This window comes from Streptomyces sp. NPDC052910 (genome assembly GCF_055585605.1).
Genome location: NZ_JBVJJR010000001.1, coordinates 1,155,281 through 1,170,537, shown reverse-complemented (window position 1 = coordinate 1,170,537; position 15,257 = coordinate 1,155,281). Strand labels below are relative to the sequence as shown.

Sequence of the window (15,257 nt, the reverse complement as noted above, 5' to 3'; positions counted from 1 at the left end):
ATGGCCTCGCTCGGGTCAGCGCGGGTCGGCCCGCGGGTCGTGGCGGTGGGCGAGTGCCTCGTAGGAGGCGGAGAGGGCGGGCGCGGCCCGTTCGTACGTGCGCTGCGCGACGCCTATGAACAGGCAGTCCACGACGAGCAGTTGACTGGTCCGGCTGGACATCGCCGCCGGGCGCAGCTCGCTCTCCCGGGCTGTGGAGGTGGCGAGGACGTGGTCGGCGTACTGGCCGATGCCGCCGGCCGGGTTGCCGGTGACCGCGATGGTGGTCGCGCCGTGTTCGAAGGCGACCCGCAGGGGTTCGATGACGTCGGTGGTCCGGCCGGAGTGGGTGATGGCGATGGCGACGTCACCGGAGCGCAGTTGCACGGCATTGGTGACGGCGAGGTGGGGATCGGCGGGGGCGTGCGCGATCACGCCGATGCGCAGCAGTTTCTGGACGAGGTCCTGGCCGACGAGGTTGGAGGCGCCGATGCCGTAGACGTCGACGCGCCGGGCGGCGGCGAGCGCGGCCACCGCCGCCTCCAGCGCGGTGGCGTCGAGCCCGGCCGCCGTGTCGGCCAGGCACTCGGCCTCGTCGTGCGCGAGTTTGGCGACCACGCTCGGCAGCGGGTCGTCGACGGTGATGTCGGCCGTCACGGACGGCGCCCGGCCGGCCGCCCGGTCGGCGGCCAGCGCGGCGAGGGCGAGGCGCAACTGGCGGTAGCCGGGATAACCGAGGGCGCGGGCCGTGCGGACGACGGTGGCCTCGCTGGTCCCGGTGCGCTGGGCGAGTCCGGTGACGGTCAGGGCGGCGGAGCCCGCCGGGTCGCCCACGAGGGCGTCGGCGACGCGCCGCATGGAACGGGTCATGGTGGGCGCGAGCGTGCGGACCTTGGCGGCGAGCGCGGCCGGCGCGGGCGGTGCGAGGGGCCGGCGCAGCGGGCGGAGACGGCCTTCGGCGCTTTCCTTCGGATCGCTGCTCACTCGCTGAAAGGTATTTTCAGTCCGATGTGCCGTCAACCACCGGGGTCGCGGACAATGGTGCGCATGGAGCTCGAACAAGCACTGCACGCGGCCCGGGCGCTCGTCCTCGACGACCTGACCGCCGGGGGCGTGGCCGAGCCGGACGTGGTCTCGCTGGTCGAGGACGCGGTGGCCGGCCGGCGGTGGTGGGTCGAGCAGTGGCCGGAGGGCGTGGGTTTCGTCGCCGGACTGATCGCCCAGGACGTCCAGGACGCCCTGCTGGAGCGGCACGGCCGCTGGCCGCTGTGCCCGGTCTGCACGGACTCGGGCGACCCGCACGCCCTGGAGGTCGAGCCGGAGCTGGGGCCCGACCCGCACTGGGCCTGCACCAAACAAGCGGTGATCGTGGCCTCCGTCGGCCGCCTGTCGTCGGCGTTGCGCGGCTGACGGGGCGGGCGCTGCGCCCGGACGGACACGGAATCGAAGGCGATCGGGTGACCCTCTACATCGACCCGCCGCAGTGGCCCGGGCACGGCCGCATGTGGTCGCACCTGGTGAGCGACGTGAGCTTCGACGAGCTGCACGCCTTCGCCGGCCGGCTGGGACTGCCCGGGCGCGCCTTCGACGGCGACCACTACGACGTGGCGGAGTCCGGGTACGCGGAGGCGGTGCGCCTCGGCGCGGTGGAGGTGCGCAGCCGGGACGTGGTGCGGCTGCTGCGGGCGGCGGGGCTGCGGAGGCGGAAGCGGCCGGGGGCGCGTCTCCCGGACTGATCGCGGGTCCCCGCCGACCGCGGGGGCCGCGCTACGTGGTGAGCAGCGCGAGCTCCGTCGTGAGGTTGTGCCGGGCGGCGCGCTCCCACCGCTCGTACCCCCGCGGGGTGCGGAACAGCCTGGGCAGGGCGAGGAGGTGGTGCAGGACGGCCGCGCGACCGGCCCGGAACGCCTCGTCGGGGACGAAGCCGTACTCCTGGCGCACCTCCGCCGCGTACGCCGCGTACGCCTCGGGGGAACCGCCGAGGACGGCGAGGTCGGCGTCGCACAGCAGCTCGCCGTTCCGGTCGCCGGGATCCGGGTCGTGGCCGACGGTCAGCAGGACGAGCCGGACGACCTCGGCGGTGACGTCCTCGGGGATCCCCAGTTCGGCCAGGGCGCGGCCGGCGAGGCGGGCGCTGCGCTCCTCGTTGGTCGAGCGCTCGGGCAGGTAGACCGCGTCGTGGAACCAGGCGGCGAGCCGGACGGCGGCGAGGTCGCGGGCGGTGGCGGCGTGCCCCGCGAGTTCGTCGACGCGGTCGAGGACGGCGGTCAGGTGGGCGACGGTGTGGTAGCGGCGCTGCGGCTCGGACCAGCGGGCGAGCAGGTCGGCGGCGTAGCGGGCGAGGTCCGGGCCGTCGGACTCCCGGTCGTCCGGCCCACTGCCCTCGGGCCCACTGCCCTCGGGGTCCGGACCGTCGTCGGTCCGCGGACCGTCGGCCTGCGGTTCGTCGGGCCGTGCGTCGCGGGCCGCCTGGACGGCGTCGGCCCAGCGCTCCTCCAAGGAGCGGCCGGAAATGTGCTCGGCGGGGATGACCGTGGGCGCCATGGGCTCATTGTGGGGCAACCGAGGGGCCTGCTTCCTCGCCGGGCCCCGGTGTGGCACCCTTGTTACATGTCTAGACCAATTCTCGAAGTGATCGCGCTGGACGCGGCGGACGCGGTGGCGGCGCGGGCCGGCGGGGCGGACCGGCTGGAACTGGTCAGCGACATCGCCGCCGACGGCCTGACCCCGTCGCTCGAGACGTTCGCGCGGGTCCGGGCGGCCGTCGACATCCCCGTCCGCGTGATGCTGCGGTCCTCCGACGGCTTCGGCGCGGGCGGCGCGGCGGAGCTCGACGCGCTGTGCGCGGCGGCCGGCGCGCTGCGGGCGGAGGGCGCCGACGAGTTCGTCCTGGGGTTCCTCGCCGAGGACGGGCGTGCGGACCTGGCCGCGGTCGACGCGCTGTGCGAGGTGATCGGGCCGGACGCCCGCTGGACGTTCCACCGGGCCATCGACCGCGCGGCCGACCGGGACGCCCTGCGCAAGCAGCTCGCCGACCGGCCCGGCCTGGACACCTACCTCACCGCCGGCTCCCCCTCCGGCGTCGACGACGGTCTTCCCGTGCTGCTCGCCGAGACGGCGCGGGGGGACGAACCCGGGTACGAGCCGCGGATCCTCGTCGGCGGCGGGCTCAAGCTGAAGCATGTGCCGGTGCTGCGGGAGGCCGGTGTCGACGGGTTCCACATCGGTGGGGCGTCACGGCCGGGGGGCTGGGACACGCCGGTGGACACGGCTGCGGTGCGAGTGTGGCGTGAGGTGCTTGGGGGGTAGGCCCGGGGGCGGAGCGTCCCGGTCCCTCCCCAGGGGCCCCCGGTCCTCAAACGCCGGACGGGCTGGTCGGCCGGCTCGTCCGGGGAGTGGCGGCAAGCGGTGCGGCCGCCGGCCGCGCCCGCCGGTCCGTCGCCAGGGTGACGGCCACCGCCCCGAGCATCACCACCACCGACACCACCGGGAACCACCGCCCGCCGAAGACGTCGATCGACGTGCTGCCGACGATCCCCGCCGCGGCGATCCCGAGGTAGAGCGCACTGCTGTTGAGCGACATCAGCAGCGGCGCGCTCGGCGGGTCGACGGAGACCAGCCGGTGCGGCAGGGCGACGGCCATCGACCAGCCGAGGACCGGGCTGACGGCGGCGTAGCAGAGCGCCCCGGGCATCGACCCGGAGATCAGCGGCAGGATCGCGTAGAGGAGCGCCGCGAGGACACCGCCGGTCAGCAGGACCGTGCGGACGCCCAGCCGGTCGACGAGCCGGCCGCCCAGCCAGTTGCCCACCACCGACGCGAGGCCGGTGACCAGCAGGATCAGGGTCAGCCGGTCCTGGTCCCCACCCGTGGCCGGCCGGACCGCCGTCGCCAGGTAGATGTAGACGGAGTTGACGGCGAGGAAGGTGAGGAACGTCGTGAACGCGCCCGCGAGGACCCGGCGGTCGCGCAGCGGCGCCAGGCGTTCCCGCAGCCCGGGCGCGCCCGTCATCGCGGGCAGGTCGCGCAACAGCGCGGTGAGGCCCGCGAACGCGGCGGCGCCCAGCGCCGTGACCAGCCACATCGTCCAACGCCAGTCGGCGCGGCCGAGGTAGGAGCCGAGGGGTACACCGAGGACGGCGGCCACGGTCATGCCGCCGTACACGGTCGCGATGGCGCGGCCGCGCCGCTCCGGCGGGACGAGCGAGGTGGCGACGGCGCCTGCCGTCGGGGTGTAGAGCGCGGCGCCGGCGGCGGCGAGGACGCGGGTGGCCAGCAGCGTTCCGTAGTCCGGGGCGAGCGCGCTGAGCGCGTTCGCGAGCGTGAAGACCGCGAGGGCGCCGAACAGCACCCGCCGCCGGTCCCAGCGGGCGGTGAGCGTGGCGAGGACGGGCGCGAGCAGCGCGTACGCCAGGCCGAAGACGGTGACGAGCTGTCCGGCGGCGGCGAGGGAGGTGCCCAGGTCGTCGGCGATGCGGTCGAGGATGCCGGCCATGACCATGGAGTCGGTGCCGACGGCGAACGTGCCGAGGGCGAGCAGGAGCAGGCGGAGACGCACGGGAGTCCTTCCGGGAAGGTCCGGTTTCCGGGCAGGTAAGGTTGGACGTGCGTCAAACAATAGAGATTGTTGGATGACTGTCAAACGATAAGTTCCGGGTCCGGCCGTGCCCACTCCTGCCACGGCCGCCCGGCGACGGAGAAGGTCGGTGCCCATGGAGGGTGAGCTGCTGCCGCAGCCGGACGTGGCGGACATCAGGCTGGAGAAGGTCCTCAACGCGCTCGGCGACCCCGTCCGCCTGCACCTCTTCCGCGCCTTCGGCGCGGACGAGCAGTGCGACTGCGACGCCGCCCGCCTCGGCCTCGGACACCTGCACAAGTCGACGCTCTCGCACCACATGCGCGTCCTGCGCGAGTCCGGCGTCACCTCCACCCGGGCGGTCGGCCGCAACCGCCACGTCTCCCTGCGCCGCGCGGACCTCGACGCGCGCTTCCCGGGGCTGGTGGACGCATTGCTGGCTGCGGGCGAGGCGGGCGAGGCGGGCGAGGCGGGCGAGGCGGCCGCGGTGAGCGAGGCGGTCGGTGGGGGTGCGGCGGGCGCGGAGGCGGAGGCGTAGGCGTTCCGCACCGGCCTCCCACCGGCGGGCCTCCCGCCGCGCAGGCCTCCCACCGGCCGGCCTCCTATCGCCCCGGCCGGGCCTGTTCGTCGGTGCCCGGTCGTCAGCCGAGAGCCGCCGGCAGCGGCTCCGCGTGCAGCACCGTCAGGCCCGACACCGCTCGGGTCAGCGCCACGTACAGCCGCCGCAGGCCCGTCCGTTCGTCCGGTTCGCCGGCGACGACGGCGGCGGGCTCGTCGAGGACGACGTGGTCGTACTCCAGGCCCTTGGCGAGGGAGGCCGGGACGAGGGTGAGGCGGGCGTCGGGGGTGGTCTCCTCGCCCGGGGCGAGGTGGGGGAGGCCGGCGGCGGTGAGGGCCGCGGCGAGGGCGGGGACGCGGGCGTCCGCGGCGATCAGGCCGATGGAGCCCTCCCGTTCGAGGGCGGAACGGCAGGCGGCGACCACCGCGTCGTCCAGGGCGGACGGGTCCGCGACGGCGCGGACCGTGAAGTCGCCGGCGGCCTCACGGACCGAGGTCGCCTCGGTCAGCCCGGGGGCGATGGACGGCAGCAGCCGCGACGCGTAGGCGATCACCTCGCGGGGGACGCGGAAGCCCAGGGTCAGTTCCTCGACGGTCGCGTCCGGCTTGCCGAGGTGGACGAGCGCCTCCCGCCAACTCGCCGTCGCCCAGGGGGTGGTGCCCTGCGCGATGTCGCCCAGGACGGTCGCCGAACCGGTGGTGCAGCGGCGGCCCACCGCCCGGTACTGCATGGGGGACAGGTCCTGCGCCTCGTCCAGCACCACGTGTCCCAGCGACGGCGTCCGCCGGACGAGGTCCGCCGCCTCGTCGATCAGCACCGCGTCCGCCGCGGACCACTTGGCCGTCCGTACGCTCCGCGCGGGCTTCGCCCACAGCACGGCCCGCTGCTCGTCCTCCGTCAGCACGCCCGCCGCGTGCTCGGCCAGGAACTCCGGGTCCGAGAGCAGTCGCAGCACCAGCTTCGCCGGGTCGACGGCCGGCCAGACGGTCTTGACCGCCGCCTTCACGGCGGGGTTGCGGGCCACCGAGTCCTGCACCCGGTCGTCCGGCGCCTCGCCGGCCTGCTCCATCCGGACGAGCACCGCGTGCGCGATGCGCTGCGGCAGGGCCTCGCGGGCGGCGCCGTAGCGGATGTCGCGGGCGAGGAGCTCGCGGACGATCTCCTCCACCTCGTACGCCGGGACGCGCCAGCGCCGTGAGCCGCGCACGACGACCACCGGTTCCACCGGCATCGCGACCCCCGACCGCACCGCGCGGCGCAGCACCTCCGCCATCCGCGCGTCCCCCTTGACCGCGGCCGCCTCGGCGGAGTCCGCCCCGCGCACCTCCACGTGCGCGACGAGGTCGTCCACCGTGGCCTGCGCGACGTTCAACTCGCCGAGCGCGGGCAGCACTTGCTCGATGTAGCGGAGGAAGGAGCGGTTCGGTCCGATGACCAGCGTGCCGGTGCGGGCGAGCCGCTCGCGGTGGGCGTACAGCAGGTACGCGACGCGGTGCAGGCCGACCGCCGTCTTCCCGGTGCCGGGCGCTCCCTGGACGCACACCGTGCCGCCGATCCCGGCGCGGACGATCTCGTCCTGCTCCGGCTGGATGGTGGCGACGATGTCCCGCATCGGACCGACGCGCGGCCGTTCGATCTCGGCCTGGAGCAGCGCGCTCGCCTGCTCGGCGCCGGACGCGTCGGTCAGGTCCTCGTCCTCGTACGCCGTCAACTCGCCGCCGGTGTAACCGAACCGGCGGCGCCGGCCGACGCCCAGCGGGTCCTTCTTCGACGCCCGGTAGAACGGCTGCGAGACGGGCGCGCGCCAGTCGACGACCATGGGGTCGCCGTGCGCGTCGTGCACGTGCCGCCGCCCGATGTAGAAACGCTCCTCGCCCCCGCCGTCCCCCGCCGCGTCCGCCGGGGCCTGGAGGTAGTCGAGCCGCCCGAAGAAGAGGGGAGCGTGCGCGAGATCGGCGAGCGCCGTGATGCGCTCCTCGATCTGCCGGGTCAGGATCTGTGCGTTGACCCAGTTGGCCGTGACGTCCTTGATGTCGAGCGCCTCGACGTCCTCCCGCATCGTGCGCAACGCGGCGCGGGAGGCGGCGAGATGCTTCCGCTCGCGGGCGAGTGGGGCGTCGGCGGGCGCTTCGGTGTGGCTGACGTGCTGGTCGGGGGCGTGCGCGGGCACGGCGTGGCCTCCAGGAGCGGCGAGCTGCGGGCGTACGGTACGAGCGGGGGCCGGCCGGTTTCCGTCCGGGCGGCGGCGCTCCCGGGACACGGGGTGGGAGGCGGAAGTCCGCGATTCTACGGACCGGTCCGGAGCGGCGCCAATGATTTTCCGCGCGCCCCCGAGGGACTCTCGGGGTCGGCGTCCGTCTCCCGTAGGGGTGGGCATGATCCCTGAGTCGTACGGCGGGGCGCCCGCGGTTACACCGCCAGGGCGATGTACGGGGGCCCCGCGGATCCCATCATGGACACATGACCACCGCAGGGATCACCTCAGCCGCCCAGGGCGCCGAGCACGGCGCCTCCACCGCCCTCTCCCACGCCTTCCGCGCCGTCAAGGTGTTCGCCGGCACGGCCCTCAGCGTCGTCCTCCTCGGCCGCTTCGAGGGGGAGGAAACGCTCGTCAAGCGCTGACGCGGAGCGCACGGGCACCGGCCGTCCCGGTCCACCGCCTGAGTACCCCTACCCCCGCGAACTGAGTACCCGCCCCGATCCGCCCGCCACCGTCCGCCGCTGGAATGGCGGCATGGCCTCTCACACCACGAGAACGTCCGCCCCCGCCCCCGCCGCGGGCCGGTTCCGCCGGCTGCTCCGCCGGATCGACCGGCGTCTCGGACCGGTCGACGAGCGCTGGGCGAAGGCTCCCGCCGTCGCCTCGCTCCTCTGCGTACCGGCGCTGCTGTTCTACGCGTGCAACATCCATGAACTGGGCCTCGACACCCGGCGCTCCGGTGTGACGGCCACGGTGTTCGCGGGCCTGGTCGCGCTGGCCGTGGCGTGGCTGCTGCCGCACCGGGAGAGCGTGCGGTTCACCCGCGTCACGTTCGCGATCACCGGAGCCGCCCTGCTGCTCGTGCACGCCCTGTACTTCGTGTACTTCGTGGTGGCCTGGATCTGCTTCGTGTGACCGGGGGCCGGTCGCCGGGCCCGGCCGCCGGGCGAGGGGGGCGGGCGAGGGAGCCGGACGAGGTGCCCCCGCCCGGCCGTCGCCTCAGGCGTCGTCCCCCGCCAGCAGCTCGTCCGCGTCCACGATCCGGTACGCGTACCCCTGCTCCGCCAGGAACCGCTGCCGGTGGGCCGCGAAGTCCTGGTCGATGGTGTCGCGGGCGACGACCGAGTAGAAGCGCGCCTCGTGCCCGTCCGCCTTCGGGCGGAGGACGCGGCCAAGCCGCTGGGCCTCCTCCTGGCGGGAGCCGAACGTGCCGGACACCTGGATGGCGACCGTCGCCTCCGGGAGGTCGATGGAGAAGTTCGCGACCTTGGAGACGACGAGCACCGAGATCTCGCCCTGCCGAAACGCCTCGAACAGCTTCTCGCGCTGCGCGTTGCTGGTCTCGCCCTTGATCACGGGCGCGTCCAGGTGCTCGCCGAGCTCGTCGAGCTGGTCGATGTACTGGCCGATGACCAGCGTCTGCTCCCCCCGGTGCCGGCGTACCAGCGCCTCGGTGACCTTCCGCTTCGTGGCCGTCGTCGCGCAGAAGCGGTACTTCTCCTCCGCCTCGGCCGTCGCGTACGCCAGCCGCTCCCCGTCCGTGAGGTTGACGCGGACCTCGACGCAGTCGGCGGGCGCGATGTAGCCCTGCGCCTCGATCTCCTTCCACGGCGCGTCGAACCGCTTCGGGCCGATCAGCGAGAACACGTCCGACTCCCGGCCGTCCTCCCGGACGAGCGTCGCCGTCAGCCCGAGCCGCCGCCGGGCCTGGAGGTCGGCGGTGAACTTGAAGACCGGCGCGGGCAGCAGGTGCACCTCGTCGTAGACCACCAGACCCCAGTCGCGGGAGTCGAACAGCTCCAGGTGGGGGTAGATGCCCTTCCGCTTGGTGGTCAGCACCTGGTACGTGGCGATGGTGACCGGACGGATCTCCTTCTTCGTCCCGCTGTACTCGCCGATCTCGTCCTCGGTCAGCGAGGTGCGCTTCACCAGCTCGTGCTTCCACTGCCGGGCGGAGACCGTGTTCGTGACGAGGATCAGCGTCGTCGCCTTCGCCTCGGCCATCGCACCCGCGCCGACCAGCGTCTTCCCCGCGCCACAGGGCAGCACGACGACGCCGGAGCCGCCGTGCCAGAAACCGTCGACGGCCTGCCGCTGGTACGGGCGCAGCGCCCAGCCGTCCTCACGCAGCTCGATCGGGTGCGCCTCGCCGTCCACGTACCCGGCCAGGTCCTCGGCGGGCCAGCCGAGCTTCAGCAGCGCCTGCTTGATCTGGCCGCGCTCGGACGGGTGCACGGCGACGGTGTCGGGGTCGATCCGCTCGCCCACCAGCGGCTTGATCTTCTTCGACCGCAGGATCTCCTCCAGCACCGGCCGGTCCGTGCTCTCCAGCACCAGCCCGTGCACCGGGTGCTTCGACAGCCGCAGCCGCCCGTACCGCGCCATCGTCTCGGCGATGTCCACGAGCAGCGCGTGCGGCACCGGGTAGCGGGAGTGCGTGACGAGCGCGTCCACGACCTGCTCGGCGTCGTGCCCGGCCGCCCGCGCGTTCCACAGACCGAGCGGCGTCACCCGGTAGGTGTGGATGTGCTCGGGGGCGCGCTCCAGCTCGGCGAAGGGCGCGATCGCCCGGCGGCAGACCTCGGCCTGCTCGTGGTCGACCTCCAGGAGGAGCGTCTTGTCCGACTGGACGATCAGCGGTCCGTTCACGTACGTCCGTCCTTCCGTGTGCCGCCCGCCCTGCCGTGCGGCCAAACGTCCAGTGTGCCTCATGCGGCGAGAACGGGGACGGGCTCGCGGGGGCCCGTGTGCGGCGGCCGGATCAGCGGTGCGTCCACCAGGCGGCGCCCGTGCCCGCGGCCGTGGTCACCAGGGCGAGAAGCCAGGCGGGAAAGCGCTGGATGGTCACGTGGAGACCGCCCCAGCGGAGCTCGAACTGCGGGCGGCGCCGGGGGCCGGCGGTCCTTGGGGTCATGCACATCAGTGAAGCAGCCCGTGGGCGGTAATCGTCATGAGCTCCATCTGTACAACGCGGAGGCCGGACAGTGGACGTCATGTACAACGACCGTTCGGCGGCGGCCCGTTCGCGGATCCGCGAACGGTGATGCCGCCGGTGACGCCGCCGGTGACGCCGCCGGTGACGCGCTTGCCGTGGCGTGCTCGGGCCGCGCCCCCGGGCTGTTTGGTGATCCGGTCGTTCGGCGATCCGGCCGTTCGGTGATCCGGAGGGGGTGCCGGGCCGCGTGGGCGGGGGATCAACGTGTACGGGCGGTGTGACCTGCGTGACCTGTGCGGGCTTCGCCCCGGCGGGTGTGCCGTTCCAGTCCCGGACGATGTGGCCGGCCCCGAACGGCCTGACCGTTCCCGAGGCGCGACCGGACCCGGACGATCCGCCGTTCTCGGACGGCGCGGCCGACCGGGACGGCACGGCCGGCAGGAATGAGCGCGGCCGACCGGGACGGAGTGGCCGGCCAAGACGAGCGTGGCCGACCCGGCCGCCGGTGCCGGCCGGGCCCGAGCGGCGTGGCCGGGAACGGCGGTATGTCGTCGGTGACCACCTCGGCGACCGCCCGGGCCGGACGGCGTGAGCGAGGCGCCCCGCTCCGCCCGTCGCCGGCCGACCCGGCGGTACGTCATCACGTCATCCTCGGTGCGGCCCGGCATGTTCGCCCGGCCGCGCGCCGCGCTACGACACGTGCTCCTCGGCGAGCTCCGCCACCCCCGTCACCCGGTGCAGCGCGAACGTCCGCACCTCGTCCGCCGTGTGGTCGTAAGCCGTCACGTAGCCGCCCTCCACCCGTACGGGCGCGATCACCCGCTGGCTCGCCGCGCCCTCCGCGTTGACGTAACCCATCCACACGGCGGCGCCGGTGAGGACGGCGGCCTGCATGGTGGCCAGGGTCTCGGCGGACGTGGTGCGGGGCGGGGCGGCGGCGCCCGCCGGGGACGGGGCCTGGGCGGCGGGGGACGGCTTGCGTTCGGCGGTGGCGGCGCGGTCGCCGGCGCGGACGGCGCGGACGGCGGCGGCGAGCAGGGTGTCGTCCGGTGCGGGCGGACCGTCGGGGACGGGCGTGGGGGGCGTGCGCGGCGGGGTGCGGTGCGCGTCCGCGCGGGCGATCAGGACGTCGCCCTCCGTCGACTCCGCCGCCGGCGCGTACCCCATCGCCCGCAGCCCCTCCAGCAGCGCGTCCGGCGCGGCCGGGGCCGCGAGCACGGTGGGGGCGAGGCGGCGCAGCCGCAGGGCGGCCGAGCGGCGGTCGGCGAGGATTTCGGCGAGCGTCGCCTCGTCGTCGCAGCGCAGGTAGGACGAGGCCGCGCCGACGCGCAGCCGGCCGTGGCGGCGGGCCACGTCCTCGATGAGGTAGACGAGCGGCTGGGGGAGCGGGGTGCGGGAGTGCTCGGTGAGGAAGGTGAGGACGTCGGACGCCGTCTGCCCGGCGTCCAGCGCCCGGCGGACGGAATCCGGGGTGAAGCGGTAGACGGTCGCGCCACCCTTGGACTCGATGTCCGCGAGCACGGCGAGCCGCTGGGCCAGCGGGCGGTGCAGCGGGCCCGGCGCGACGGCCGTGAGGTCGGCCTGGACGAGGACGTGGTCGAGCGGTTCCGGCAGCAGCGGCGCCAGGACGGCGGCGGCCGCCGCCTCGGCCCGCGGGATGCGGCCGGGGGTGGTGCCGGAGGGGCGGGTACGGTCGCGCGGGCCGTCCGCCGGCCCGCCGGCGTCGGGCGCGGTGCCCGTGAGCAGGGTGCGGCCCGGTGCCGCGAGGGCGCCGCGGCCCGTGACGCCCAGGAGCTCCGCTTCGGTGAGCGCCCACCGGGCGAGCCGGGACCGCAGGTCCTCGCCGGCCGGGGAGGACCCGGCCGAGCGCGGCGGGCGCTCCCACGCCAGGCGCGCCAGCAGCGCGTCGGCGGGGACGGCCGCCCCCGCCGGGAGCCCGGCGAGCAGGGTGAGGACACGGCGCCGGACCTCCGGCGCGGGCGACCGGTCGAGGTCCGGTCCGAGCGCGGACAGCGTCCGGCCCTTGGCGTCCCTGGTGCCCGCGAGGCCGGGGGTACGGGTGGTGGCGAGCCAGGCGGCGGCCAGCCACGCCCAGCGCTCGGCGGTGGGCAGGTCCAGCCACTCGTCGTACGCCGGGGTCGGGACGTACCGCTCGTCCACGTCCCCGTCGGAGGCCAACAGCCCGGCGGCGTATGCGAGTTCGACCCAGAAGGCGGCGACGGACTCGGGCACGTCGAGGGCGGTCGCGGTGCGCTTGAGGTCCCGTACGCTCAGCCCGCCCGCCCGCAGCACCAGCGGACCGGACGTCTCCCAGCCCGTCAGCAGCTCCTCGACGGCGTCCGACGCGGCGAACGCCTGCCCGGCCGCCGTCGCGTCCACCGTCTCCGGCGCGTACGCGGTGACGGGCTCCGGCGCGGGCGCCTCCGGCTCGGGCGCGCGGTGCGCCCGCCCGCCGCGCAGGTGCAGGGCGACCTCCCGGGGCAGGACGACGCTGCCGGGCCCGGTCGGCAGCAGCAGCCCCCGGTCGAGCAGCCAGCGCAGGTGCGGGGCCGGTTCGGCGGTCACCGTGCCGTACGGCGGCCCCCAGACGAGACGTTCGAGCACGGCCCGCGCGCCCTCGGGCGCCCGCGCCAGCAGCGCCGCCATCCGGGCGCGGTCCTCGAACAGCTCCGTCAGCGCGGCGACCGCCGTCACCGGATCGTGGGTGGCGGGCAGCCCGGCCGCCTCGATGATCTGTTGCAACCGGCCGGGTGACATGCCGGCCGTGGCCTCGGCGACGGTCGGGCCCAGCCCGGTGGCCGACGGCCGGGAGGCGGTGGGCGCCAGCAGCTCGCGGGCCGTACGGACCAGACGCAGCCGGTCGTCCCCGCCCCACACCAGCGCCTGCCGCCGCAGCTCGGCGACGGCGCGCGGCAGCTCGGCCGCGACGCGCGGATCCGCCGGCTCGTCGCCCGTCATCAGCGCGGCCAGCCGGTCGTACGGGCACGGGTCCGGCGCCACGGCCAGCGCCTCCGCCACCTGGAGCGCGAACCGGTCCAGCCGGTCCAGCGCCCGCACCACGGACGCGCGGGTCGCCGCCCGGGTGGCGAGCTGGGTGAGGTCGCCGGGGACCGGGTTCAGCAGGTCGGGACGGGCCCGCAGCAGCTCCGCCAGGAACGCGTCGGGGCGCTCCCGCAGCTCCTCGGCGAGGGTGCGCGGGCCTCCGCCGGCCTTGGCGCCGCCGCTGCCGGGCTCCCGAGAAGTGGTCATTCTGCTAACGGTACCGGGTGGAGGGGGTGGGGGAGGGGGTCCGCGGGGCCGGCCGGTACGTCCTCCGCCGGGACCTCGCGCGTCCTCGCGTCCTGGCCCGCTCCGTACCGCCGCGGCCGGCGAGCTCCTCCCTCGCCCCGCGTCGCAGCACCCCGCGTCGCAGCACCCCGCGTCGCATCACCCCCGCGTCGAACGTCCCGTTCGTCCTCCCGGGCGCCCCGGGCCGTTCTCGCGGACAGCCGGGGGAGGAGCGGGTACCGTCGGATCCGGGAGGCGGCGGCGAGGCGTCGGAGGTCACCGGGCAGCTTGGGGGACGTGGTGGGGATCGAGAGCGACCAGCTCGTCTACGACTACCTGAGCAAGGTGGGCGACATAGCCCAGCGGCGCTCCCTCACGTCCGGCGACCGGATGCGGCTGGTCACCCGGCTGCGCACGGAGATCGAACGGCGCCGTGCGGTCGAGGGCGCCGACACGCCGGCCGCCGTGCGCCGCATCCTCGACGGGCTGGGCACGCCGGACGAGGCGGTGTCCGGGGCGGGGGGCGCGGACGCTTCCGATGCGGCGGACCTCGGCTCCGGTGGCACGGGCTCCGGCTTCGCGGGGACGGGCTTCGGCACGACGACGGGTGCGGGCAGGACCGGCTCCGGTAGGACGGGCTCCGGTAGGACGGGCTCCGGTAGAACGGGCTCCGGTAGGACGGGCTTCGGCAGGGCAGGCACCGGCAAGGCGGGTTTCGGCAGGGCGGGCTCCGCGGGCCGCGTTCCCGCGCAGCGGCGCGAGCCGGGTGGGAACGCCGGAGCGGGCCCGGAGGTCGACGCGGGCGGGGGGACGGGCGCGGTCGCCGGGACGGGCGCGGTGCGTTTCCCCGACACGGGTGCGCCCCCGCACCTGGCCACGGAGGAGGAGCTCCGCGGCCCGTCCGCCCCCGCCGGGGCGGCGGACGAGTGGTGGCGGGCGGAGCGCACGCCCTTCGACGCGGGCGGCGGGGCGACGACGCACGGATTCACGGGCGGGATAGAGATCCCGGACATGCTCAAGCCCCCGCCCGGGCCGGAGGAGCTCGCCCGGCAGCAGGCGGAGGCGGCCGGGCGGCCGGCCGGCGACGCGCTCCGGCCGTCCGCCGTCGTGGGCGAGCAGCCGGCCGCCGAGGCGGGCGCCGCGGGTCTCCGCCGCCGGTTCCCCTTCCGTCGGCCGGGGAGCGGCCGGACGGGTGGTGCGCAGGCGGGCGGGGACGGTGCCGGTGCGGGCGGTACGGGCTATGCCGGTGGGGCCGGCGGTGCGGGAGCGGCCGGCGGTGCGGCGGGGACCATCCCCGTGAGTCCGGTGCTCGCGCTGGTGGCGATCCTGCTGGTCGTCGGGGCGGTGCTCGGCCAGTGGGTCGTCATGGCCGCCGGCTGGGCGCTCGCCTACATCACGCGCAGGCTCACGCAGGCCGAGTCCAAGTGGGCCGTGATGGGCGTTCCCGGCCTGGCGGCGGGCGCCGCCCTCGTGTGGCTCTGGGGCCGCCTCGAACACCGCTGGGGCGCGCCGATAGCCGAGGGTGAGCTGGGCGCGGCCCTGGCCGACACCCTTCCGGTCGTCGTCCGGACGGCCGCCGTCGGCTCGGCGCTGTTCGTCCTGTGGCGGGCGCGACGGCCGGGGTGACGCCGGGGTGGCGGGCGGGTGACGGCTGGGGTGGCTGCCCGGGTGCCCAACGGGTGGGTGACGGGCGCGGTCTGGGCCCTCACGACGTACCGGGCCTCATGACGTACCGGGCCAT

The 15,257-nt window shown here is 75.7% G+C and carries 14 protein-coding genes; 7 read left to right on the top strand and 7 right to left on the bottom strand.

The window, feature by feature from the left end; all coding sequences use genetic code 11:
- Positions 1-15: 15 nt before the first annotated feature.
- A complete protein-coding gene (locus tag ACZ6X9_RS05005; RefSeq protein WP_469776478.1) occupies positions 16-963 on the bottom strand; it encodes a MurR/RpiR family transcriptional regulator in 948 nt (315 codons plus the stop codon).
- A 63-nt stretch (positions 964-1,026) separates the two neighbouring features.
- Here ACZ6X9_RS05005 and ACZ6X9_RS05000 point away from each other — a divergent pair, with 63 nt between their 5' ends.
- A complete protein-coding gene (locus ACZ6X9_RS05000; RefSeq protein ID WP_469776477.1) occupies positions 1,027-1,389 on the top strand; it encodes a hypothetical protein in 363 nt (120 codons plus the stop codon).
- A gap of 47 nt (positions 1,390-1,436) precedes the next feature.
- Complete coding sequence (locus tag ACZ6X9_RS04995; RefSeq protein WP_469776476.1) at positions 1,437-1,715, top strand: DUF4031 domain-containing protein; 279 nt, start codon at positions 1,437-1,439, stop codon at positions 1,713-1,715.
- A 31-nt stretch (positions 1,716-1,746) separates the two neighbouring features.
- Here the strand turns inward: ACZ6X9_RS04995 and ACZ6X9_RS04990 are convergent, their stop codons facing one another.
- Complete coding sequence (locus ACZ6X9_RS04990) at positions 1,747-2,523, bottom strand: HD domain-containing protein (RefSeq protein WP_469776475.1); 777 nt, start codon at positions 2,521-2,523, stop codon at positions 1,747-1,749.
- Between the two features lie 66 nt (positions 2,524-2,589).
- Here ACZ6X9_RS04990 and ACZ6X9_RS04985 point away from each other — a divergent pair, with 66 nt between their 5' ends.
- Positions 2,590-3,288, top strand: a complete 699-nt coding sequence (locus tag ACZ6X9_RS04985) for a copper homeostasis protein CutC (RefSeq protein ID WP_469776474.1) — start codon at positions 2,590-2,592, stop codon at positions 3,286-3,288.
- A gap of 46 nt (positions 3,289-3,334) precedes the next feature.
- On the opposite strand, the gene ACZ6X9_RS04980 is transcribed toward ACZ6X9_RS04985, so the two are convergent.
- Positions 3,335-4,537, bottom strand: coding sequence for an MFS transporter (locus ACZ6X9_RS04980; protein WP_469776473.1), 1,203 nt, complete (start codon positions 4,535-4,537; stop codon positions 3,335-3,337).
- Positions 4,538-4,691: 154 nt separating this feature from the next.
- Between ACZ6X9_RS04980 and ACZ6X9_RS04975 the strand changes: the two genes are divergently transcribed.
- Positions 4,692-5,093 (top strand): ArsR/SmtB family transcription factor, encoded by a 402-nt coding sequence (locus ACZ6X9_RS04975; RefSeq protein ID WP_469776661.1) that lies wholly within the window; start codon positions 4,692-4,694, stop codon positions 5,091-5,093.
- 103 nt (positions 5,094-5,196) lie between these two features.
- On the opposite strand, the gene ACZ6X9_RS04970 is transcribed toward ACZ6X9_RS04975, so the two are convergent.
- Positions 5,197-7,284: a HelD family protein gene (locus ACZ6X9_RS04970; RefSeq protein ID WP_469776472.1), complete on the bottom strand. Its 2,088-nt coding sequence runs from the start codon at positions 7,282-7,284 to the stop codon at positions 5,197-5,199.
- A gap of 290 nt (positions 7,285-7,574) precedes the next feature.
- Here ACZ6X9_RS04970 and ACZ6X9_RS04965 point away from each other — a divergent pair, with 290 nt between their 5' ends.
- Together ACZ6X9_RS04965 and ACZ6X9_RS04960 are read left to right on the top strand one after the other, a co-directional pair.
- Complete coding sequence (locus ACZ6X9_RS04965; RefSeq protein WP_469776471.1) at positions 7,575-7,736, top strand: hypothetical protein; 162 nt, start codon at positions 7,575-7,577, stop codon at positions 7,734-7,736.
- Between the two features lie 112 nt (positions 7,737-7,848).
- Complete coding sequence (locus ACZ6X9_RS04960) at positions 7,849-8,229, top strand: hypothetical protein (RefSeq protein ID WP_469776470.1); 381 nt, start codon at positions 7,849-7,851, stop codon at positions 8,227-8,229.
- 84 nt (positions 8,230-8,313) lie between these two features.
- Here ACZ6X9_RS04960 and ACZ6X9_RS04955 read toward each other — a convergent pair whose 3' ends face one another.
- The 3 genes from ACZ6X9_RS04955 to ACZ6X9_RS04945 form a co-directional block, all read right to left on the bottom strand.
- Positions 8,314-9,963 (bottom strand): DNA repair helicase XPB, encoded by a 1,650-nt coding sequence (locus tag ACZ6X9_RS04955; protein ID WP_469776469.1) that lies wholly within the window; start codon positions 9,961-9,963, stop codon positions 8,314-8,316.
- A 112-nt stretch (positions 9,964-10,075) separates the two neighbouring features.
- Positions 10,076-10,228, bottom strand: coding sequence for a hypothetical protein (locus tag ACZ6X9_RS04950; RefSeq protein WP_469776468.1), 153 nt, complete (start codon positions 10,226-10,228; stop codon positions 10,076-10,078).
- A gap of 711 nt (positions 10,229-10,939) precedes the next feature.
- Complete coding sequence (locus tag ACZ6X9_RS04945) at positions 10,940-13,498, bottom strand: helicase C-terminal domain-containing protein (protein WP_469776467.1); 2,559 nt, start codon at positions 13,496-13,498, stop codon at positions 10,940-10,942.
- Between the two features lie 315 nt (positions 13,499-13,813).
- On the opposite strand from ACZ6X9_RS04945, the gene ACZ6X9_RS04940 reads away from it, so the two are divergent.
- Entirely contained in the window at positions 13,814-15,142 is a 1,329-nt protein-coding gene (locus ACZ6X9_RS04940) for a hypothetical protein (RefSeq protein WP_469776466.1), read from the top strand.
- Positions 15,143-15,257 lie beyond the last annotated feature (115 nt).